22 protein-coding genes and 1 other annotated feature are annotated in these 22,837 nt (G+C 32.3%); all 22 genes read right to left on the reverse strand.

Features of this window, described 5'->3' with window-relative positions; genetic code table 11:
• Positions 1-210: 210 nt before the first annotated feature.
• Positions 211-1,083, reverse strand: coding sequence for an N-acetylmuramoyl-L-alanine amidase (locus tag ACJTHF_RS03825; RefSeq protein WP_048539650.1), 873 nt, complete (start codon positions 1,081-1,083; stop codon positions 211-213).
• Positions 1,080-1,532, reverse strand: a complete 453-nt coding sequence (gene dtd / locus ACJTHF_RS03830) for a D-aminoacyl-tRNA deacylase (RefSeq protein ID WP_058592085.1) — start codon at positions 1,530-1,532, stop codon at positions 1,080-1,082. The genes ACJTHF_RS03825 and dtd overlap by 4 nt, the downstream gene beginning before the upstream one ends.
• 13 nt (positions 1,533-1,545) lie before the next feature.
• Positions 1,546-3,735: a RelA/SpoT family protein gene (locus ACJTHF_RS03835; protein ID WP_025904255.1), complete on the reverse strand. Its 2,190-nt coding sequence runs from the start codon at positions 3,733-3,735 to the stop codon at positions 1,546-1,548.
• A 119-nt stretch (positions 3,736-3,854) separates the two neighbouring features.
• On the reverse strand, positions 3,855-4,373 hold the full coding sequence (locus tag ACJTHF_RS03840) for an adenine phosphoribosyltransferase (protein WP_025904256.1): 519 nt from the start codon (positions 4,371-4,373) through the stop codon (positions 3,855-3,857).
• The gene (gene recJ, locus ACJTHF_RS03845; RefSeq protein WP_078355876.1) at positions 4,373-6,667 is read right to left on the reverse strand and encodes a single-stranded-DNA-specific exonuclease RecJ; all 2,295 of its coding nucleotides are present in this window, start codon (positions 6,665-6,667) and stop codon (positions 4,373-4,375) included. Before recJ ends, ACJTHF_RS03840 begins: the two co-directional genes overlap by 1 nt.
• A 259-nt stretch (positions 6,668-6,926) precedes the next feature.
• Positions 6,927-9,218, reverse strand: a complete 2,292-nt coding sequence (gene secDF, locus ACJTHF_RS03850) for a protein translocase subunit SecDF (protein WP_232157126.1) — start codon at positions 9,216-9,218, stop codon at positions 6,927-6,929.
• Between the two features lie 169 nt (positions 9,219-9,387).
• On the reverse strand, positions 9,388-9,651 hold the full coding sequence (yajC, locus tag ACJTHF_RS03855; protein ID WP_232157125.1) for a preprotein translocase subunit YajC: 264 nt from the start codon (positions 9,649-9,651) through the stop codon (positions 9,388-9,390).
• Positions 9,652-9,663: 12 nt separating this feature from the next.
• The gene (tgt, locus tag ACJTHF_RS03860) at positions 9,664-10,803 is read right to left on the reverse strand and encodes a tRNA guanosine(34) transglycosylase Tgt (protein WP_048539646.1); all 1,140 of its coding nucleotides are present in this window, start codon (positions 10,801-10,803) and stop codon (positions 9,664-9,666) included.
• A 15-nt stretch (positions 10,804-10,818) separates the two neighbouring features.
• Positions 10,819-11,844, reverse strand: a complete 1,026-nt coding sequence (gene queA, locus ACJTHF_RS03865) for a tRNA preQ1(34) S-adenosylmethionine ribosyltransferase-isomerase QueA (RefSeq protein WP_088592312.1) — start codon at positions 11,842-11,844, stop codon at positions 10,819-10,821.
• A 16-nt stretch (positions 11,845-11,860) separates the two neighbouring features.
• Positions 11,861-12,841 carry a Holliday junction branch migration DNA helicase RuvB gene (gene ruvB / locus ACJTHF_RS03870; RefSeq protein ID WP_370622763.1) on the reverse strand — a complete coding sequence of 327 codons (981 nt, stop codon included), beginning with the start codon at positions 12,839-12,841 and terminating at the stop codon, positions 11,861-11,863.
• 28 nt (positions 12,842-12,869) lie between these two features.
• Positions 12,870-13,460: a Holliday junction branch migration protein RuvA gene (ruvA, locus tag ACJTHF_RS03875; RefSeq protein ID WP_078355879.1), complete on the reverse strand. Its 591-nt coding sequence runs from the start codon at positions 13,458-13,460 to the stop codon at positions 12,870-12,872.
• A gap of 14 nt (positions 13,461-13,474) precedes the next feature.
• Entirely contained in the window at positions 13,475-13,936 is a 462-nt protein-coding gene (locus ACJTHF_RS03880; protein WP_058592080.1) for an ACT domain-containing protein, read from the reverse strand.
• 12 nt (positions 13,937-13,948) lie between these two features.
• Positions 13,949-15,238: a GTPase ObgE gene (gene obgE / locus ACJTHF_RS03885; protein WP_025904265.1), complete on the reverse strand. Its 1,290-nt coding sequence runs from the start codon at positions 15,236-15,238 to the stop codon at positions 13,949-13,951.
• Between the two features lie 2 nt (positions 15,239-15,240).
• The gene (locus tag ACJTHF_RS03890) at positions 15,241-15,798 is read right to left on the reverse strand and encodes a Spo0B domain-containing protein (protein ID WP_232182668.1); all 558 of its coding nucleotides are present in this window, start codon (positions 15,796-15,798) and stop codon (positions 15,241-15,243) included.
• A 166-nt stretch (positions 15,799-15,964) separates the two neighbouring features.
• A complete protein-coding gene (gene rpmA / locus ACJTHF_RS03895) occupies positions 15,965-16,249 on the reverse strand; it encodes a 50S ribosomal protein L27 (protein ID WP_025904267.1) in 285 nt (94 codons plus the stop codon).
• Positions 16,250-16,259: 10 nt separating this feature from the next.
• Positions 16,260-16,580: a ribosomal-processing cysteine protease Prp gene (locus ACJTHF_RS03900; protein ID WP_037588433.1), complete on the reverse strand. Its 321-nt coding sequence runs from the start codon at positions 16,578-16,580 to the stop codon at positions 16,260-16,262.
• A gap of 3 nt (positions 16,581-16,583) precedes the next feature.
• Positions 16,584-16,892, reverse strand: a complete 309-nt coding sequence (gene rplU / locus ACJTHF_RS03905) for a 50S ribosomal protein L21 (RefSeq protein WP_016911517.1) — start codon at positions 16,890-16,892, stop codon at positions 16,584-16,586.
• A 12-nt stretch (positions 16,893-16,904) separates the two neighbouring features.
• Positions 16,905-16,978, reverse strand: a sequence feature (ribosomal protein L21 leader region).
• Positions 16,979-17,037: 59 nt separating this feature from the next.
• Complete coding sequence (gene mreD, locus ACJTHF_RS03910; RefSeq protein WP_048539640.1) at positions 17,038-17,541, reverse strand: rod shape-determining protein MreD; 504 nt, start codon at positions 17,539-17,541, stop codon at positions 17,038-17,040.
• Positions 17,541-18,398, reverse strand: coding sequence for a rod shape-determining protein MreC (gene mreC, locus ACJTHF_RS03915; RefSeq protein WP_048539639.1), 858 nt, complete (start codon positions 18,396-18,398; stop codon positions 17,541-17,543). The genes mreD and mreC overlap by 1 nt, the downstream gene beginning before the upstream one ends.
• A 101-nt stretch (positions 18,399-18,499) precedes the next feature.
• Complete coding sequence (locus ACJTHF_RS03920) at positions 18,500-18,943, reverse strand: DUF4930 family protein (protein ID WP_078355880.1); 444 nt, start codon at positions 18,941-18,943, stop codon at positions 18,500-18,502.
• Between the two features lie 369 nt (positions 18,944-19,312).
• The gene (locus tag ACJTHF_RS03925) at positions 19,313-21,061 is read right to left on the reverse strand and encodes an ABC transporter ATP-binding protein (protein WP_232157122.1); all 1,749 of its coding nucleotides are present in this window, start codon (positions 21,059-21,061) and stop codon (positions 19,313-19,315) included.
• Positions 21,058-22,797 (reverse strand): ABC transporter ATP-binding protein, encoded by a 1,740-nt coding sequence (locus ACJTHF_RS03930; RefSeq protein ID WP_078355882.1) that lies wholly within the window; start codon positions 22,795-22,797, stop codon positions 21,058-21,060. The genes ACJTHF_RS03925 and ACJTHF_RS03930 overlap by 4 nt, the downstream gene beginning before the upstream one ends.
• Between the last annotated feature and the right edge of the window lie 40 nt (positions 22,798-22,837).

Here is a 22,837-nt window from a genome sequence, read left to right on the forward strand (position 1 = left end):
TAACAACATTGTAACGGATGTTAACCGATCTTATTTTCGTAAGATTCCCTCTTCTTGTGTTCAAAAGTATACGCAGTATTCATATAACTTTCAGCAAATGTTATACTCTCTGTTTCCTACTATAACGGTATACTATTCAAGAATAAACGGTATATAATCTATTTCATAATTTATATTAATATTAAACCCATAATCTGTAGTAGTCAATATCTAATTTGAAAAGTAAACTTTCAAACCGTCAACAATCCCTGTTTCAACAATGTGTCTATATTTTCTATCAACAATTAAATCTTCATCTGTAGGGTTACTAATATAACCTAACTCTAACAATACTGCAGGCATTTTAGTTTGACGAATCACTTGGAAGTTTTCGTTTCTTACGCCTCTATCAGATAGTATGGATTTTTGATTAATTGAAGTTTGTAACGTATCTGCAAATTCTTTTTGAGAATCATGATGGTAATAAACTGTTAAACCATGTGGTGCTGATGAATCTAACGCATCATTATGGATACTTATAAAGACATCTCCATCACCTTGTCTATCTTTTAATTTAACATATTCATCTTTTGTTCTCGTCATTTTCACTTTAGCGCCTTCAGTTTCAAGCATTTCTTTAAGCTCTTTTGCAGTTTTTAATGTAATGACTTTTTCGGTTACATCTTTATGTTTTGAACTCGATGCGCCTTGGTCACTTCCACCATGACCAGGATCTAATATAATCACTTTTCCTTTTAATGGTTTTAATACTGGATTAACATCTTCTTTAATATCAAGATTTGTATGCCAACCAGCAATCCAGCCTTTTTCATTTTGATCATTTTTGACTTCAAACCATTTTCCTTCTCTGTCTGTTATATCAAAACTATCTCCTTTTTTTACATCAAAGATAATTGGATAATAAGCGGCAGGTCCAGTTCTTAACTCACCATCTTCTTTCATAGATAGTGTTTTAGGTTCGTCCTCTTTAGGAATCAATAAATAAATAATAATGATTAACAAAACAATCAGTAAAATGGCAACACTGATGACAGGAACAGGCTTTATTCTCCTCTTTTTAAACCATAAATTAATTCGGTTCATTGAATGTTACCATCCTTACTTTCGAATATAATCGTAATTGGTCCATCATTGATTAATGACACATCCATATGTGCGCCAAATTCTCCTGTTTTCACATTAATGTTATAAGAATCTAACTGTTCATTAAAATATTCATATATCTTTAATGCTTCATCTGGGCTTTTAGCATTCGTAAACCCAGGTCTATTCCCTTTTTTTACTGAAGCATATATTGTAAATTGTGATATCGACAAGATTTCACCACCGACTTGATGTATATCTAAATTCATTTTACCTTCTTGATCTTCAAAAATTCTTGTCTTTGCTATTTTCTTAGCGATAACATCTGCGTCTGCATAAGTTGATTCTTGTCCAACACCCACTAATAATAAAAATCCTTGTTTAATTTCATTTTGAGTATTTTCAGACGTTACTTTAGCTTGGCTTACTTTTTGTAGAACAACTTTCAAAAAAATTCACCTCTTAATTCCATACACGACTTACTGTATAAATATCGCCTAATTGTTTAATTCGATCAACAATTCTATATACGTCATTCACATTTTTAACCATTACGCTAATGTTAATAACTGCATTTTTATCTATATCAGCTTTACCTGAAACTTTTACTAATTGTACTTTAATTGCATTCACAACTTGAAGTACTTCGTTTAATAATCCATTTCTGTCGTAACCTGTAATTTCTAAATCTACTTGATAATTTTTTTGTTCATTTGTATTTTTAACCCATTCAACATCGATTAATCGTTCATTTTCATTAACGATGTTCGGGCAATCTTTACGATGAACTTTAACGCCATGACCTTTTGTAATATAGCCAATGATTTCATCACCAGGTATTGGATTACAACATTTTGAAAGTTTAATAAGCATGTTATCTAAACCTTCGACATAGACACCAGTATCTGTTCTAATATCTTGTTTAATTGGAATGGATTTATTGACTTCTTGCACTTGATTAAGCGATTGTTTCTTACGTTCAAGTCTCAGCTTTTCAGTAAGTCTGTTAACAGCTTGTAAGGCAGTTATGCCACCAAAACCAACTGCAGCATATAAGTCATCTTCATTTGAAAAATTATATTTTTCGTTAACAAGTTTAATGTTTTCAGCATTTAATACTTCATCTACATTGTATCCATGCTCTTTAATTTCCGCTTCAATCATAAATTTACCTTTTTCAATATTGGCAGAGCGGTCTTGTTTCTTAAAGAAACTGCGGATTTTACTTTTCGCACTTGAAGATCGGACGATTTTTAACCAATCTCGACTTGGCCCATATGAATGTTTACTCGTTCTAATCTCGACAATATCACCAGTAGATAACTTATAATCGATAGGAACGATTTTGCCGTTAACTTTCGCACCAATCATTTTATTACCAACTTCACTGTGAACAGCGTATGCAAAATCAATTGGAACTGCTCCATATGGTAATTCAACAACATCACTTTCAGGTGTAAAAACATACACTTTATCACTTTGAAGGTCATATTTTAATGATTCCATAAATTCTTCTGCATCAGGTGAAGTATTGTCAGTTTCAGCTATTTCCTGTAGCCAACTCATTTTTTGTAAATATTCTTCTGATTTATTGCTTAAATTTTTACCTTCTTTATATGCCCAGTGAGCTGCAACCCCATGTTCTGCAATTTCATGCATTTCAAATGTTCTGATTTGAATCTCTAAAGGATCTCCATTTGGACCAACGACTGTAGTATGCAGCGATTGATACATATTCTGTTTAGGCATCGCTATGTAATCTTTAAATCGACCAGGCATTGGTTTCCATAATGTATGGACAAGACCTAGCACAGCATAACAATCTTTGATTGAAGGGACAATCACTCTTATTGCAAGTAAGTCAAAAATTTGTTCGAATTGTTTTTTCTGTTTGACCATTTTTCTATAAATACTATAGATATGTTTAGGTCTACCACTTATGTCGCCAGAAATATTCATAACTTCCATTTCAGACTCTATATCTTTAATCGCATTCGCAATATATGTTTCTCGTTCGCTTCTTTTCTTTTTCATCAGATTAACAATTCTAAAATATTGAACACTATCAATATATCTTAATGAAATGTCTTCAAGTTCCCACTTAATTGTATTGATACCTAATCTATGCGCAAGTGGTGCATAGATTTCTAACGTTTCTTTAGCAATACGTTTTTGCTTTTCTTTAGGCATCGCTTTTAAAGTACGAACATTATGTAATCTATCTGCTAATTTAACTAATATAACTCGGACATCTTTAGCAATCGCTATAAATAATTTTCTATGATTTTCAGCTTGTTGCGTTTCTTTAGATTTATATTTAACTTTTTTTAATTTTGTAACACCATCTACAATTATGGCTACTTCTTCATTAAACATTTCTACCAAATCATCATACGTATAAGGTGTATCCTCAATTACATCATGAAGGAATCCAGCAACTATAGTTGGACCATCCAATTTCATTTCGGTTAAAATACCCGCTACCTGAATAGGATGCATGATATATGGCAAATTATTTTTTCTAATTTGTCCTTGATGTGCTTTAAAAGCCAAATCATAACTCTTTTCTACTAAACGATATGCATCTTCAGATAAGTAACTTTTAGCTTTATATAAAACATCATCAGCACTGTATGGATATTCTTTATTCATAGGGACACCACCTCTTCAAATAAAATTCTCTTGAATATTACTATTATAGCAATTTTCAATAGTAATATGCCACCGTTAATTATAATTATTAAAAATAAAATAGCCACAATGTGACTATTTTATTCATCGTATGAAATTAACGAAACAACATCGTAACCTTTTAATTTTTCAATGCCGTTTAAATATTTAAGTTCAATTAAAAATGCAATACCCACTACAATTCCACCTAATGATTCTACTAAGTGAATTGCCGCTTCAATTGTACCACCTGTTGCTAATAAATCATCAGTAATCAATACACGTTGACCAGGTTTGATTGCATCTTTGTGCATTGTTAACACATTTGACCCATACTCAAGATCATATTCATAACGAATCACTTCACGAGGTAATTTCCCTTCTTTACGTACTGGTGCAAAGCCAATACCCATTGCATATGACACAGGACAACCAATAATAAATCCTCTTGCTTCTGGTCCTACTACGACATCAACTTGTTTGTCTTGAGCATATTGTACGATTTGGTCAGTGGCATATTTGTATGCTTCACCATTATCCATAATTGTCGTGATATCTTTAAAGTTAACACCTTGTTTTGGCCAATCTTGTACTTCTGAAACATATTGTTTTAAATCCATTATACTTCCTCCTCAACATCACTTAACAATGAATGTATCCAACTGATTAATGATTGGCTATCATTGTACAACAATGTCTTTTCTATTTCTATTTGTTGTTTTCTTGCTTGATATAACGGTGCGTTTTGTATGTCATTTTTTCCCGCATCTTTATTTATTTCAATTATACCATGATTCATTGTAATAAAGTTTAACTCATAAAAGCAATTTAAAATGAATTTCAATTGATCAGGTTTAATTTTTAAAGCTTCACATAATTTCATACCATCATTTTGAATATTGGTTGATTGATTCATATATAAAGCTTTATAAGCTTGCTTGAACTTTTCATCACTTGGAATACCTTCAAAGTATGAATTGGTTTGCCCTTTAAATACTAAATAATATTTTTCGGCTTTAATATTAGATAAAGTTTGTTTGAATGTTTCTAAATCTTGTGGTAAATCTCTCAGCACACACGTTTCGACTTCATTTGGATACGTATCACCATAATGTATATATTGCTCATTTATTTTCTCGGATGAAAGGTTAATCACAAACAGTGCATTGTCTTGATCAATTTTTAACAAGTCCTGTTTATTTTTACTTCTATAATCAAAAATAGCATGGTCATTACTCAACGCTAAATCTTTAAGAATAATTTGTGGAGATTGATGTCCATTCCATTCATTAACATTTAAACTACCTGCAACATTAATTGTCGTATCATTTGAAATATCATGAATGAGATGTCCAGCATTCCAATGTAAAGCTGCAATATTTTTGTCTGTTAATGTTAATTTAAGATGTTTATTTCCTTGACCAATACCTTTAACAGATTTGACCGGAACATTACTAATTGAAAATAGTGGCGCTAATAAATCTGTACCAAAAGGTCTTAATCTTTCTAAATCAAATATGTTATCAACCGTAATATCTGAAGTTTCTATTTCTGCATCAACGATTAACTGCGGTAATAATTTTTTACCTTCTGTTATTTTGTGCATATCTTGATTCAAAGCTTTCTTCAATGGTTCAATCGCGTCAATATCTAATGTCATACCAGCCGCCATATGATGGCCACCAAATTTACGAATCAAATCGCTATGGTTTGTTAGAAATTCAAACATTGAAACTTGTTCAATACTTCTAGCAGAACCTTTCGCGTGATTTTGCTCTATATCCACATTTAATACAATTGTTGGTAAATGATACTTCTCAACTATTCTTGAAGCCACAATACCTAATACACCTTCATTCCAATCTTCTTTTGCAAGTATTAGAAATTGGGCATTTTGTTGCATTTCAATTTCAGCTAGCTCCATTGCTTCATTCGTAATATTTTCAACAATTGCTTTACGTTCTGTATTAAATTGGTCCACTTCTTCAGCTAAGAACATCGCTTCATCGTCATCATCGCTCATAAGCAATTCTCCAGCTAATCGAGCATCATCTAATCTACCAACTGCGTTCAGACGAGGTCCGATAATAAAGCCGACTGTTTGTTCACTTACTTCATCCGTAAAATCAGCTACGGACAATAAACTTTTTATCCCTGGTAAAGGTTGTTCATTCAAAATGCGCAACCCTTGTTTAACCATATATCTATTTTCATCCGTTAAACTCACTAAGTCGGCAATCGTACCGATAGCAACTAAACCTAAGAACACATCTGGTATATCTGCTTTAAGTGCTTTAGAAAGTTTATATGAAACACCCACTCCAGCTAAATATTTAAATGGATAATTAAAATCAGGGTGCATAGGGTGAACAATCGCATATGCATTCGGCTTTGTTTCGCCAAATTCATGATGGTCTGTCACAATCACATCAATACCAAGTTCATTGGCAATATCAATTTCATGATGACCTTGAATACCATTATCCACTGTAATGATAAGAGACACACCTTCATCATGTGCATTTCTAAATGCCGCTTCACTCGGTCCATATCCTTCAGTAAATCTATTAGGAATATACCAACCTACAGTAGCTCCCATTGACTCTAAAGTCTTGACGAGAATCGTTGTAGATGTAACTCCATCTGCATCATAATCACCATATACTAATATTCTTTCATCATTTTCAATAGCTTTATGTATTCTCGAAGTTGCCTTTTCCATATCACTTAATAACATCGGATCGTGGAATAACACTTCATTAGATAATAAACTTTCAATTTGTTCTTCAGACGTATAGCCTTTTGAAATTAAAGTTTTTTCTAAAAGTGGCGAAATTTTATATTTTTTTATGATTTGTGGATCAATATTTTGATTGAGCTCTGATTTTTTCCATTGATAACAAGCTTTAGTCATATCAAATCTCCTCATTTCTACTCAAAACATTATACATGAAATATCGTACTTTCTCTACTAAACAAATAAAACATGATTAAAGAGTCAGGTTGTAAAAAGATTCAGCGGTTAGTTACACTTCGACCGACTTTTGTTACTATGGGCACCCTTAGTTACATTTCCCCGTACTTTTGTAATCATGACCCCTAAGTTAAACCTTTATCATTTACTCTAAACAAAAAAGTACCTGCCCTTTTACTAAGGACAGGTACACGATTTATTAAACTAATATTTTTTCATCGTTTGATTTTTTCTCAGTATATACAACTAATTTACCATTTTCTGATTTTTTAAGTTGTCGTTTTTTCAAGATACCCCATAAAGGTACTGCGACGAAAACTGATGAGAACACACCGGATACTAAACCGATTAATAGTGCTAATGAGAAGTTGAAAATACTTGATGAACCAAGTATTAATAATGCGACAACTACTATAACAACTGTTAATACGGTATTGATTGATCTTGTCATCGTTTGTCTAATAGATGAGTTAACAATCATATCAATAGTTTCTGGTTTCGTTATCACTTTCACTTTACGTAAATTTTCCCTTACGCGGTCAAATGTAACGATTGTGTCATTGATTGAATAACCTATAATTGTTAGAACTGCTGCTATGAATGTAATATCCACTTCGAGTCTGAATAAACTGAATACCGATACGATCATAAATACGTCATGTAATAATGCAAGTACAGCAGTTGTACCCATTCTCCATTCAAATCTAAATGATACGTATAAAACAATTCCTAGTGCTGCATAAAGCATTGCTTTAAATGCATTTCCAGCTAATTCTTGACCAACAACTGGTGAAACCGTACTTACGTTTGGATCATGACCCAATGATTTACCAAAGTCAGATTTAACTTTTTGTATTTCAGATTTGTTTAATGCATCTTTAAATTGAACGGTTGCCATTTTGTTTCCAGTTCCACTTGTTGTAACTTGTGATGGTTCTAATCCCATATCTTTAAACTGTTTTGACACTTGTTCAGTCTTGATAGCTTGATCAGATTGTAAGTCAACACGTGTACCACTTGTGAAATCAATACCTAAGTTTAATCTAAATATCGATATGATGATAGCACCGATAATAATCGTAATTATACTAAATGTTAATAATGGTTTAGCAAGTTTTACGAAATTAATTTTGTCATAGACTGTTCTTAAATCATGAACGTCTAATCTTTCACTAATATCATGTCTATCTTTCTTAGAAACACCAAACCAATTATATTTTTTCTTGAAGTAGTTTGAGTTTACTAATAATGCTAATAATATTCTTGTGAAAAATACTGAAGTTACGAAACTCATAAGAATCGCAAGTAATAACATTGTTGCGAAACCTTTTACTGAACTTTCACCAAATACGAATAATACGAGCGCTGCTAAAATTGTTGTTAAGTTAGCATCTAAAATCGTAATAAATGAAGAGCCAGAACCTTTTTTGAAGGATTGTTGTAAAGTCCTTCCTATCCGCAATTCATCTTTTATCCGTTCATACATGATGATGTTAGCATCAACGGCCATACCTACACCTAATACTAAGGCAGCAAGTCCGGGCAATGTTAATACCCCTGAAATAAAGTTAAATGCTACTAATGTTAAGTAAACATAAGCACTTAATGTAATGACAGCTACAACACCAGGTAATCGGTAGTAAATGAGCATGAATAAGAATATAATACCTACACCTATTGAAGAAGCAAGTACTGTTTCATCTAATGCATCTTTACCGAATTGTGCACCTACTGATGTAGAATAAACTTCATCTAATTTAACAGGTAGTGAACCTGAGTTTAATAAATCTGCAATTTGTTTTGCTTCTTTAACACCTTTTTCACCATTGAATCCACCAGAAATTTCAACATTTTCTGAATTGATTGGTTGGCTTACAGTTGCTGCAGAAATATATTTCGGTTCTTTACCTTCTTGTTCTTTCTTAGCTTCTTTAGCGTAACTGTCTCCTTTTTCATAGTCCATCCAAATGACCATTAAATTAGGATTCATTTTAGAAACTTTTTCAGTTACTTCTTTGAACTTTTTAGCATCTTTTAGTTTAAGAGTAACGGCTACTTCGTTTGTATTGCCTTTAAAGCCTTGCTTAGCGCCACCTTGAACTAAATCTTTACCAGATAGTAAAACTCTATCCTTTGCATCTCTGATCGTTAAATTCGCTTGTGTAGAAAGTACTTCACGAGCTTCATTCTGGTCTTTAATACCAGCTAATTGAACTCGAATTCGATTACCTTCTTCAACTTGAATTTTCGGCTCAGAAACACCTAATACGTTTACACGTGACTCTAAAGTCTTTGCAGTAGATTTAACCGCATCATTATCAATCTTATCACCTTTGTCTAAAGGATTAACTTGATATAAAACTTCAAAACCACCTTGTAAGTCTAGACCTAAATTTACATTCTTTGTTATATCTTTTGTTGTTGATCCTATTAAGCTAAAAACCAACACTGCAAGAAGTAAAAAGGCTATAATTCTACTCCGCTTTTTCACGATAACACCTCTTACATATTTTTAATTCACTATATATGTTATAGCATACATCAACTATAGTTGAATAGCCATAACATTCATGTATGAAAAAAAGACATGGATAACCATGTCTTTTAACATTAAATATGATACATAATATTAAACCAATTTCCTTAAAAAGTAAACTGTTTTATGAAGGGTCTACTTGTTTAATAGCTGGTTTTTCAAATGTAATTTCGTGTCCTTTATCGTTAACAGAAACAACAACGATAGAATCATCTACTGCTCTAACAGTACCTTTGATACCGCCGATTGAAGTTACTTTTTGACCAACTTCTAAACGGTTTAATAATTCACGATGTTCTTTTGCACGCTTTTGTTGTGGTCTAATCATTAAGAACCAAACAAGCGCAAAAATTAAGATAATAGGTAATAATTGTACTAATACTTCCATATTCAATCTCCTTTAAAAGTTTTTGGGGTTATCTACATTTAGTCCATACTGCTCGAAAAATTCATCTTTGAAATCAAGTAATCGATCTTCTCTTATTGCTTGGCGAATGTTCTCCATAAGTTTTAATAAGAAATACAAATTATGATATGTAGTAAGACGAATTCCAAATGTTTCATCTGCTTTAATCAGATGACGCAAATATGCTTTAGTATAGTTTCTACATGTATAACAATCACACTCTGGATCAAGCGGAGATAAATCTTGCTGATATTTAGCATTTTTTATAACGACTCTACCTTGAGATGTCATACAAGTACCGTTTCTAGCTATACGTGTAGGTAATACGCAATCAAACATATCGATGCCTCTAATAGAACATTCGATTAATGCGTCTGGAGAACCAACTCCCATTAAATATCTTGGTTTATTAAATGGCATTAATGGCGCTGTATGTTCAACCATTCTGTACATGACAGGTTTAGGTTCACCAACAGATAAACCACCAATAGCATAGCCAGGAAAATCAAGTGAAACGAGGTCTTTAGCACTTTGCTCTCTAAGATCCTTATATTCTCCACCTTGGATAATACCAAATAAAGCTTGATCTTCAGGGCGACGATGAGCTTCTAGACATCTTTCCGCCCATCTTGATGTTCTCTCAATTGAATTTTTTACATATTCATATTCAGATGGCATTGGAGGGCATTCATCAAACGCCATCATAATATCTGAACCAAGATCATTTTGAATATGCATCGCTTTTTCAGGACTTAAGAACAATTTAGAACCATTTAAATGATGTCTAAAATGTACACCTTCTTCTTCGATTTTTCTCATATCACTTAAACTGAATACTTGAAAACCTCCAGAATCAGTAAGTATAGGTCCATCCCAATTCATAAACTTATGTAATCCACCCACTTTAGAAATGATATCACTTCCAGGTTGTAACCACAAATGATAGGTATTACTAAGTATAATTTTTGCTTCCATCTGTTTAAGTTCTTCAGGGCTCATTGTCTTAACTGTTGCTTTAGTTCCAACAGGCATGAACATAGGCGTTTCAAATGAACCATGAGGTGTATGCACAATCCCTAGTCTTGCACCTGATTGCTTACAAGTCTTAATGTGCTCGTATGTTACTGCAGGCATAATGTTGCTCCTTTTCTATATTAAAATCATTGCATCTCCGAAACTAAAAAATCTATACTTTCCTTCAACTGCATGTTTATATGCATTTAAAATATGTTCTCTAGTCGATAGTGCGGATACTAGCATGATGAGAGTTGATTTTGGTAAATGGAAATTGGTAATTAAACCATCTATCGCTTTAAACTCATATCCCGGATAAATAAATATGTCAGTCCAACCACTTTCTTCAACAAATTGGTCATTTTTAGAACGAATTGTCTCTAGTGTTCTTGTAGACGTTGTACCTACGGATATTATTTTATGACCACTTGCTTTTACACAGTTTAATAATTCAGCCGTTTCAGCAGTCATTTGGTAGTATTCTGAATGCATTTCATGATCATCTATATTATCTACACTGACTGGTCTAAATGTACCCAAACCAACATGTAACGTAATAAATGCAATGTGTACACCTTTATCAGCAATTTCTTGTAATAAATGTTCAGTGAAGTGTAAACCTGCTGTAGGCGCAGCTGCAGACCCAACTGCTTTAGCATAAACTGTTTGATATCTATCTTGGTCGTCTAATCGCTCTTTAATATATGGTGGTAACGGCATTTCACCAAGCTCATCTAATCTTTCTTGTAAGATACCTTCGTATGAAAGTTTCATAATGCGTCCACCTTGATCAAGTTCTTTGATACAAGTCGCAATGATTTTACCTTCTCCAAATGAAACAGATTGACCAACTCTTATACGTTTAGCTGGTTTAATTAATACTTCCCATTCATTATCTTCTTGTTGCGTTAGCATCAGCATTTCTACTTTTGCACCAGTTTCTTCTTTTAAGCCAAACAATCTTGCTGGCATGACTTTCGTATCATTTAATACTAAACAGTCACCTGGTGAAAGTTGATTGACAACTTCTTTAAACGTTAAATCTTCTAATTCACCTGTAGCTTTATTACATTTTAATAACCTACTGCTCTCTCTATCTAACAGTGGTGTTTGTGCAATTAATGATTCAGGTAAATCAAAATCGAAATCTTCAATATTCACAAACTTTGCCTCTTTCCTAATCCATTTTAATGTCGAAGTGATCATAACTTAAAGCAGTAGCACGACGACCTCTTGGCGTTCTTTCTATAAACCCTTTTTGGATGAGATAAGGTTCATAAACGTCTTCAAGTGTTACACGTTCTTCACCTATCGTGGCTGCTATCGCATCTAATCCAACTGGACCACCTTTATAATTATTCAGGATACAGTGCATAATTTTATAATCTATATGGTCGAGTCCTTCTTCATCTACTTGTAGTAAATCTAAAGCATGCTTTGTAATATCCATAGAAATAGCTTCGTCACCTTCTACTTGAGCAAAGTCACGCACTCTACGTAATAAACGATTGGCTATACGAGGTGTTCCTCTACTACGTTTCGATAATTCAACTGTACTATTTTGGTCAATATCTACTTCAAATACTTCAGCAGTACGTTTTATGATTTCTTGCAAACTATTATCATCGTAATATTCTAATCTAAGATGCACACCAAAACGATCTCTCAAAGGTGCTGAAAGGCTCCCTACACGTGTTGTTGCACCTACTAGCGTAAAAGGTGGTAAATCAATTCTAATACTTCTAGCTTCTTCACCTTTACCAACGACGATATCTAAGAAGAAATCTTCCATAGCAGGGTATAACACTTCTTCAACGACTCTGCTTAATCGGTGTATCTCATCAATGAAAAGTACATCCCCAGGTTGTAACGCAGAAAGTATGGCTGCTAAATCGCCAGGCCTTTCAATAGAAGGTCCACTTGCAGTTCTTAAATTAACATTCATCTCATTAGATATAATATGAGCTAAAGTCGTCTTCCCTAAACCAGGTGGACCATAAAGTAAACAATGATCTAAAGGTTCTTCCCTTAACTTAGCCGCTTTAATAAATATATCTAAGTTTGATTTAATATTATTTTGACCAATATATTGATTTAAAGTATCTGGTCTTAATGAAAGTTCACTTTGGATATCATCTTCGTGTCCATGTTCATCCATTAATCGCTCATCCAAAAAATCACCTCATTTACTGAATAAGTAATGCTAAACCTCTTTTAACACAAGCATCTACTGAATCAAATGATTCTTTTTCCAGGTTCTTCTTAACTTTTGTAATTTCTCGTCTAGAGTAACCTAATGCTTCTAAAGCTAACAATGCTTCTTCTAATACATCCTGATCGGCATCTTTACTTTCTGGGAATAACTCAGACTCTTCAGTGATAACTAATTTCCCTTTTAAATCAAGAATAATTTGTCTTGCTGTTTTTTTACCGATACCAGGAAACTTTGTCAAATATGATTCATTTTCATTTTCTATAGCAATTGCTACTTCATTAGGCGTGCTTGTCGCTAAAATTGCTAATGCTGACTTCGGTCCAATACCTGTTACTTTAATTAAGCTTAAAAACATATCCTTTTCTTCTAGATTCACAAATCCATACAATAATTGGGCATCTTCACGCACAATTAATTGTGTATATACTTGCGTTTCTTTATCTAATTGAGATTGAAAACGATATGAGTTTGGTGTTTGAATTTCATAACCTATACCATTTGCCTCAACTACAATATGAGAAGGATATAATTGTGAAACGATTCCTTTTATATATGCATACATTTAGACAACTTCCTTTACATACTCATTCCAATAACTTCTACTTCATCAACATACGGACTTTCTTTAATTGCATCCATTAACTCTTCTAATGATAACTCAATATTTGCAGCATTAAGAGAAATTGTAATCGTTGCTCTATCCTTTATTGGTAGACTTTGATGAATGGTAAGAACAGAACCTTTAACTTCAGCAATTTTATTCAAGACAGTTGCGAGCATTCCCACTTCATCTTGTACGTATAAAATTAATGTTAAATTTTTGGTCTGTTCTTCTAATCTATCAATTGGAAATATTGTATCTTTATATTTATAAAAAGCACTTCTAGATAAATTAAATTCTTTAACTGCATCATAAATCGTTAAATTATTATTTTTTAATAGTGCATTTTTAACTTTGATTGTCTTTTGCACTGACTCTGGCAAAACATCTTCTCTGATTAAATAAAACCTTTTTGTTGATTCATTTGATTTTTTCAATTGGAACACGCCCTATTCGACAAATTCAAATTCTCCACCTAAAATTCTTACAATATCACCATTTGAAGCACCGCGTTCTCTTAAGGCATCATCAATACCCATTGAACGCATTTGTCTTGCAAATCTTCTAACTGCTGCATCACGATTAAAGTCTGTCATTTTGAATAATCTTTCAATCGAATTACCTGATACAACATAGGCACCATCGTCATCTCTCGTAATAACAAAATGATCTCGTGATTTCTCGTGTTTATATACAACACGATGTACACCAGTTTCTTCTTCGACTGAATCGAAGTCCATTCCTTCAGTTTCATCTAATAAATCAGCAATTTGATATAGTAGTTTATCAACGTTATGACGTGTAACTGTACTAATAGGAATAATATTAACATCTTCTTGAAGTTGTTCTTTGAACATTTCTAATTGTGTTTCTGAATCTGGTAAATCCATTTTATTCGCAACGACAATTTGTGGTCTTCTAGAAAGATTTTCATTATATGATTTTAATTCTTGATTAATTGTAACATAATCTTCATATGGGTCTCTGCCTTCCATTCCACTCATATCTATTATATGAACAATTACTCTTGTACGTTCAATATGTCTTAAAAATTGATGACCTAAACCTACACCTTCAGAAGCACCTTCAATTAAACCTGGTAAATCTGCCATTACAAATCCTCTACCATCATTTGTTTGGACAACGCCTAAATTAGGTTTAATTGTCGTAAAGTGATAAGCACCGATTTTTGGTTTTGCTTTGGAAACGATAGATAATAATGTTGATTTACCAACGCTTGGATAACCTACTAAACCTACATCTGCCATAAGTTTAAGTTCTAACATGACTTCAAGTTCTTCACCAGGTTCACCATTTTCACAGAAATCTGGTGCTGGATTACTTGCTGAAGCAAATCTTGAGTTACCTCTACCACCACGGCCACCTTTAGCAACTGTAGCACGTTGACCATGTTCAACAAGGTCAGCTAGAATCTCTTCATTTTCAGCATTTTTAATAATTGTACCAGGTGGTACTTTTAATACTAAGTCGTCTGCTCCACGACCATGCATGTTACTACTTTGGCCATTCTCACCTTTATCAGCTTTAAATTTTCTTTGAAATCTAAAGTCTAATAAAGTACGTAAACCTTCATCTACCTCAAATACGACTGAAGCACCTTTACCACCGTCGCCACCTGCTGGTCCACCAAATGGAACATACTTTTCACGACGAAAAGCTACTAAACCGTTTCCGCCGTCACCAGCTTTTAACGATATTTTGACCTGATCTATAAACATGTTTACACCTCTATTTCTTTTATGTTAATAAAAAATTCTAATTCTATATGATTTTGACTTTCTGATAAAATTTCAACGTTATATTTAGAAAATGATTGTTCAATTTGATTAAAGTCCTTATTAGTTGGATTTAACCAAACAAGCATTGTGACAAATTCTTCTTCTACTGTAAGACTAATATGAATATTTTTTTCATCCATATCGTTAATCACAACAGCTTTCAAATCATTAAATATATTAGTTAAAGTATCATCAGTTCTTTCTAAGTTCTTTTGATAATAATCGATATTTGAGTTATCAATTTCAAATGTCCATTTAGAGCCTGACAAAGATAGTTTGTATTCAAATACATTATGAACAAATTTTCTACACGGTGCATTTAAAAACAACTGTTCTTGCTTGAGATTTTTGTACAATTCATCAATTAATAAATCAACCTCTTCATGTTTTCCTAACTGTTTATATGTATATAACAATTGGAACTGATTCACAAAATCATGTCTAGACTTTAAATACACATCTAAATTATTCATTCCATCACCTTTATTATCGTTATTCATAACACTCATTATAACATTTTCGTATTATGAATAAAAAAAGAAACTGCAATTCTGAATAGCTTCTTTATATATAAACCACACTATGCATTCTTATTTAAATAACTGCCAACATAATGATTGAGGCTGGGACAATTATATATGTCCCAGCCTCATCTAAATATAAAGATTATTCAGCAGCTGCGTATACAGATACTTTCTTTTTGTCACGACCAAAACGTTCGAATTTAACAACGCCGTCGATTTTAGCGAATAATGTATCGTCTCCACCGCGACCTACGTTTTCACCAGCGAAAACTTTAGTTCCACGTTGACGATAAAGAATAGAACCACCAGTAACGAATTGACCGTCAGCACGTTTAGCACCTAAACGTTTTGATTCAGAGTCACGACCGTTCTTTGTAGAACCTACCCCTTTTTTCGATGCGAAAAATTGTAAGTTTAATTTTAACATGAGTTACACCTCACTTGTAATTTAGTTTAATATATTGCCCATATTCTTCTTCGATTGTTTTCAAAGAAACGATAAGGCCTTGTAATAATATTTGCGCTTGTTCATTTTCTAAGTTTACACTACGTATATGAAAATATCCACCGTCGTCACTGTAATCTATATCAGGCGACTCATCAGTTAATCCAATGATAGCATTTGTTGTACCAAAGACAACTGCTGAAGCACCGGCACAGACTAAGTCTTTACCGTATTCACCTGAATCAGCATGTCCAGACATTTCAATATCTGTAACTTGCCCTTCTTGATTCAAACTAACATCTACATTAATCATAAATTATGCGTTGATTTTTTCGATTGTTAATTTAGTGTAAGGTTGACGATGACCTTGTTTACGTTTGTAATTTTTCTTAGCTTTGTATTTGAATACAGTGATTTTTTTACCGCGTCCTTGTTTTTCAACTTTAGCAGTAACTGAAGCACCTTCAACAACAGGTGATCCAACTTTAACTGAATCTCCACCTACAAATAATACTTGGTCAAATGTGAATGAATCACCTTCATTTACGTCTAATTTCTCAACCCAAATTGTTTGACCTTCTTCTACTTTAACTTGCTTTCCGCCAGTTTCAATTATAGCAAACATACTTGCACCTCCTAATTTTTTAAGTCACGCCATTCATAGGTGACATCCGTACTTTAAGACCTATGATCGAGCGGTTGTATGTAGCTAGAAACTACTCAACTTCAATAGATTACCACCTACAGCTATTGATGTCAATATTCTTTCATTAATTCGTATTTCTTTCTAATAATTTTAATACAAATGGGAATATGATGATTAAGCATATCAAATTAAATATGACAGTTGGTATTAATCTAAATAGAATAATTTGACCAATATTAATAGAAACAATACCTAAAAAACCATAAAAAACCATTACCCATATTTCAAGTAATACAACTGATGATATTAAGAGTATAACCATCATTAAAATGTCTCTATAAAATACTTTAAATAGTTTATCCATCATAATTACAAAAGTTGCATATCCAAATGTATAGACACCGTATATACCGCCATAATAAATATCTGTAAAAATACCTGTTACGATTGCTAAAATAATAGCAACTTTAGGATTTTTGTATACAGCAATTATTAGTAAGTACAAAAATGTTAATCGAGGCACGATTATAAATGTCTCATTAAATAAATTTAACGGTGATAAACGTGTTAATAATGAATCTAAATAAAATAATAAGACACCAATTAAAGGAATAACGTAAAATCTCATTATTCCTCACCACTTTCATCAGATGAAGGTATCGTTTCTGGATCACGTTTAGCAACATATACATGGTTTAAGTCTTTAATATTTGTAGATGTCTTAATGTAAGCGACTTTAGATAATCCATATTCATCATTTTCTACTTTTTCTACTTTACCTACTAATATACCTTTAGGAAGTTGGTCACCTAAACCATTTGTTACAACTTTAGAGCCTTTTTTGATGCTGTATTTATTATCGATATCACTAATAACAAGTAAATCTTTATTTTCATCATATCGATTAATCATACCAAAGATATTTTCATCGTCTTGTTGAATATCTACTGAAAGCTTACTCGTTTTAACACTTGTAGATATTAACTCAACTTGTGAAGAAAATTGATTTGCTTTTTTAATTCTACCTACTAAACCTTCACTCGTAATGACAGCCATATTTTCTTTCATGCCGCTCTTTTTACCTTTATCAATGATGACTGTATTCATCCATTGATCCGGACTTCTACCGATTATAGTAGCTGATATTGGATTGAATTGCGAAATATCTTTCATATCCAATTCTTTTTTTAAGGCTTTGTTTTCTTTTTCTAATCTCGCTTTATCAGCTTTGATTTGATCTGTACTTTTTACTTCTTCTTTTAATTTATCAACGTCTTCGTCTGAAGTGAAAATTCCAGAGAAGAAGTCAGAAACAAAAGTAACTGGATAAGATACGATTCTTCCACCAAACGATGATGTATCACTCGCATATTGTTCACTAAGCGATGCAGATTGTGCTCTCACTGAATAACCAACAATTACAATTAATAAAACCATAGAAATTAGAAAAATCATTATTTTATTATTTTTAAAAAAATTCGACAATCCAAACACCTCTTAATCTTCAAATGACTCATTAACAATGATATTACTATTTTAGCTTACACAGCACTTTAAATAAAGTAAGAGACTGCCGAAATAAAAATTTAATATGCAGTTTTAGGTAATAATTCTATATTTGAGTGCATTGCACTTAAATCATTCATTAAATCTTGCTCTGTTTGATATACGTACATCTTGGGTTCACCAAATTTATACAAGATATACTCTGTTCCTCTTTGCCCTGCAACATAGTTGTCGTCATATCCCATACGTTCTAGTCCTGAAACATCCATGAATTCACTTTTATTAATCCAATTAAATGCTTGTTTAGTTTGACCTAACGGTACATTTTGCAACAATGGATTATCTTCAATTTTATAAGTTGCATTTGCATGTTGTGGAGACATTTTTTCAGTTGTTTGTCCATTACTGTGATCAAACGGGTTTAAATCACTCAATGCTGGTACATTTCTATATACAATAACAATGATAATGACAATTGCTAATAACGCTAATAAATTTCTAATTAATCTAAATAACCATCTCAAAATTATAGACACCTCTCATTCATTAATATTATACGAAAATTGTTTAAATATCATCATCGGGCTTTAGACCTAAACCTTTAATCATTCTGTAGTCTGATGTAATTACTTGCTCTATTCTATATAATGAATTCAAGAGGTGATAAATTTGGAATTAATATATATATTTTTAGCTATCTTGTTTTTAATTATCTTTTTTAGATTTTTCGTTGGACTATTAAGAGTTGTAATAAAATTAGCAATCATTGCTTTAGTTATTTACTTCATATATCAAGGCGTACTTTACTTTATGTGACCGCAATGATGAGTTTAAAAAATATAAAACAATGGCCTGGGAAATTGTATCCCAGGCCATTAGTTTGTTTAACTCGATTAATCTGTTAAAGACTGCATTTGATACATTTTGTAATATTGTCCTTCTAATTTAATTAGCTCATCATGATTGCCTTTTTCAATGATGCGTCCTTTATCAAGAACAATAATTTGATCAGCATTCTTAATCGTTGAAAGTCGGTGTGCAATAATAAATGATGTTCGTCCTTTAGACAACACAGTCATTGCTTTTTGTATGATTTCTTCCGTTTCAGAATCAATACTTGAAGTCGCTTCATCTAAAATTAAAATTTCTGGATCAAATGCCAGTGCTCTCGCAAATGATATAATTTGTCGTTGACCAGAACTTAATGTTCGACCTCTTTCTATAACTGGCTCATCAATACCTTTTTTAAAGTGTTCTAACACTCTATCTCCACCTACTGCATTTAAACTTTCAACAGCTTTTTCTCTCGTTACTTTAGGATCGTCTAATGTAATGTTGGATAAAATAGTCCCTGTATATAAGTATGGGTCTTGTAATACAATGCCCATATGTTTACGCATATCTCTTTTGTCCGTTTTAATGGTCGGTATACCATCAATTTCAATCGTTCCATCAGTAGGATCATAGAATCTGAAAAGTAAATTCATAATAGAACTTTTCCCTGATCCTGTATGTCCAACTAATGCAATTGTTTGTCCTTTATCGACTTCTAAATTGATATTTTCCAAGACGTATTCACCTTCATTATAAGCAAACGATACATCGTTAAAATGAACATGACCTTCTATTTTTTTAGGCAACTGAATTTTATGTTCTGCCATCTTTTCTTCAGACACATTCATCATTTCAAATACTCTCACGCAAGAAACTCTTGCTTGTTCTAATTGTCCCAATACGTTTAATACACCAAACAATGGATCAAACAATCTTGTTATATAATTTACAAGAATATATAACGTACCAACTGAAATTGCGACAGAAGAATTTAGAAATTGTGTGCCAAATACGACAATCAACATTAAAAACACAATACTTCTAATCGTACTCAACAAGTTATGTTCTGTCAGCGAATCAAATTGTATGATTTTTTTATAATTGTTTAAATACGCTTGATTCATTTCATCAAAATCATTCATAATTTCTTTTTCTTGTTTAAATGCTTGAATGATATTCATACCATTTATAGATTCATTAATAAGTGCATTCATATCACTGTTTTTTTCTCGAATTACATAGTTGTATTTACCCGTTACTTTTTTGTACCACAATAACCAAAGTATTACGAAAGGTATTGTAATCAGTGCGATAAAACCAATTTTAATATTAATAAAAAATATCGCAATAATGACACCTATCATCGTGATAAAAGCCGAAATAAAGTTTGGTAATATAACAGTGAATAGTTCGAGTATCATTTGTGTATCATTCGTTATTCTTGCTACAACTTTTCCTGCTGGTAAATTATCAAAGTATTTTATCGGTAACTTTTGTACGTGTTCAAAAAGTTTAATTCTTAACTCTTTAATAACATCTGAGCCAGCACGTTGAAGAACGAGCGTTTGAAAATAACTTAATATCGCATGAATGAGTGACACTACAAAAAACAAACTCAATAATAGTAGCACTGGTCGTAGTTGTATAATTTGTGAAGCAGATGTTTTAACATAATGATCAATAATATACATCGCAACCAATGGCCCTAATAATTCGAATCCCACTGCTCCAATTAAAATAACAATACCAATGATGAATCTTTTCTTATATTTGCTAACAAATGGAAAGAGTTGATTTACAATACTCACTTGCTATACACCTCCTTCAACCGTTGTCTTTCAAATTGAGATTTGTACCAACCATTCATATGGAGTAATTGGTCATGCGTACCTGACTCTGTTATTTCTCCATGGTCCATTACAACAATTTGATTAGCATGTTTAACACCAGATAATCGATGTGTCGCAATAATGGTTGTTTTACCTTGTCTATATTTTTGTATATTTTGTATAATTTTCTTTTCTGTTTTTGCATCAACAGCAGATAGTGCATCGTCTAAAATTAATATTTTAGGATCCATAATCAATGCTCTAGCAATTGCTATTCTTTGCTTTTGACCTCCAGAAATTGCTATGCCTTTTTCTCCTACTAATGTTTCTAAACCTTGTGGTAAACGTTCGATATCTTTTTCAAAGTATGCTAATTTGATTGCTTCTTTGATATCATTATCAGTAGCATCTGATTTACCAAATCTAATGTTATCTCTAATAGATCTAGAGAATAAAATGTTTTCTTGAGATACGTAACCAATTAAACTTCTTAAATCACTTTTTGAAATTTGATTAATATTAGTATCTCCAAGTACGATTTCTCCATTACCAGTAGGATATTCTTTCAAAATTTGTTTGATTAACGTCGTCTTACCAGAACCAGTTGCACCGACAATACCCAAAGTTTCACCTTTACCTAGTATAATATTGATGTTGTTCAAGTTAATGGATTCACTCGATGGATATTTAAACACAACAGAATTCATACCTATATCATGTGAAGGCATGCCTTTATTTTCTACATCAAGTACTGTTTCCGCTTCATTTAACGTTTCTTCAACACGATCTATAGACGCATTACCTCTTTGCATGATATTAATCAAAATGCCAACTGAAAACATTGGCCATACGAGCATATTTAAATATACGGTGAATGAAATCAGACCACCAAGTGTCATTTCACCACTGTTAACAAGAAAAGCTCCATAACCTATTCCGATAACTTGACTCATAGCAGTGATAATAATCGTTATTGGTTGAAAAAACGCATCCATTTTTTCAACATTCATAAATTTTTCTACGACACTTTCAGTCATATTTTTGAAATCTTTGTTGAGTTTATCTTCTTGTACATACGCTCTTGTAACACGTACACCTTCAATAGACTCAAGAACACTGTCATTCATATCACCAAACGATTTTTGTGAAACTAAATAGCGTTTATGAATTCTTTTACCTAATTCAATTTCTAATATGGCTAGTAAAGGTAATGGAATCAGTGCAAATAGTGTAAGCTTCCATGATACTGTAATACCCATCGTTAATATTATCGTTCCCATAAATGTTGTAGAATCAATTAAAGTTAAAATCCCTATCCCTGCAGTATTTCTAATTTGATTCAAATCGTTTGTAGACTTTGCCATCAAATCTCCAGTTCGATTTTTCTCAAAAAATGTTGGACTCATTGATAAAAATTTTTGCATGAGTTTACGTCTCATAATTGATTCAAGTATTTGAGAACCTGAAAAAATTAAAGTTCTCCAAATATAATTCACAATATAAGACAAAATTAACACAATTATAAAAATAATCACTAATTGATGATATATTTGTTCAGTTAAAGAACGGTCACTTATCTTATCTATAGTCTGCCCTACTATCCAAGGTGGCAGTACTTCTACAACGTTCGCAATTAATAACAGAATAATTGCAATCGAATATCTCTTCCAATGATCTTTAAAAAACCACATTAACTTTTTAATTGCTTGAAACATGTTGTCCCCCCTTAACCCCTATCATTAAACACAAAAAAGC

The organism is Mammaliicoccus sp. RAM2 (assembly GCF_045897195.1).
Classification (GTDB): Bacteria; Bacillota; Bacilli; order Staphylococcales; family Staphylococcaceae; genus Mammaliicoccus; species Mammaliicoccus sciuri.

Excerpts from the sequence above, each read along its gene's own strand:
- ruvA (WP_078355879.1), bottom strand. The coding sequence starts at position 13,460 with ATGTATGCATATATAAAAGGAATCGTTTCACAATTATATCCTTCTCAT.
- ruvB (WP_370622763.1), bottom strand. The coding sequence starts at position 12,841 with ATGGATGAACATGGACACGAAGATGATATCCAAAGTGAACTTTCATTA.
- recJ (WP_078355876.1), bottom strand. The coding sequence starts at position 6,667 with ATGACTAAAGCTTGTTATCAATGGAAAAAATCAGAGCTCAATCAAAAT.
- tgt (WP_048539646.1), bottom strand. The coding sequence starts at position 10,803 with ATGCCTGCAGTAACATACGAGCACATTAAGACTTGTAAGCAATCAGGT.
- rplU (WP_016911517.1), bottom strand. The coding sequence starts at position 16,892 with ATGTTTGCTATAATTGAAACTGGCGGAAAGCAAGTTAAAGTAGAAGAA.
- ACJTHF_RS03825 (WP_048539650.1), bottom strand. The coding sequence starts at position 1,083 with ATGAACCGAATTAATTTATGGTTTAAAAAGAGGAGAATAAAGCCTGTT.
- obgE (WP_025904265.1), bottom strand. The coding sequence starts at position 15,238 with ATGTTTATAGATCAGGTCAAAATATCGTTAAAAGCTGGTGACGGCGGA.
- ACJTHF_RS03840 (WP_025904256.1), bottom strand. The coding sequence starts at position 4,373 with ATGGATTTAAAACAATATGTTTCAGAAGTACAAGATTGGCCAAAACAA.
- yajC (WP_232157125.1), bottom strand. The coding sequence starts at position 9,651 with ATGGAAGTATTAGTACAATTATTACCTATTATCTTAATTTTTGCGCTT.
- mreD (WP_048539640.1), bottom strand. The coding sequence starts at position 17,541 with ATGAGATTTTACGTTATTCCTTTAATTGGTGTCTTATTATTTTATTTA.
- rpmA (WP_025904267.1), bottom strand. The coding sequence starts at position 16,249 with ATGTTAAAATTAAACTTACAATTTTTCGCATCGAAAAAAGGGGTAGGT.
- ACJTHF_RS03930 (WP_078355882.1), bottom strand. The coding sequence starts at position 22,797 with ATGTTTCAAGCAATTAAAAAGTTAATGTGGTTTTTTAAAGATCATTGG.
- ACJTHF_RS03835 (WP_025904255.1), bottom strand. The coding sequence starts at position 3,735 with ATGAATAAAGAATATCCATACAGTGCTGATGATGTTTTATATAAAGCT.
- ACJTHF_RS03890 (WP_232182668.1), bottom strand. The coding sequence starts at position 15,798 with ATGAATAACGATAATAAAGGTGATGGAATGAATAATTTAGATGTGTAT.
- ACJTHF_RS03900 (WP_037588433.1), bottom strand. The coding sequence starts at position 16,580 with ATGATTAATGTAGATGTTAGTTTGAATCAAGAAGGGCAAGTTACAGAT.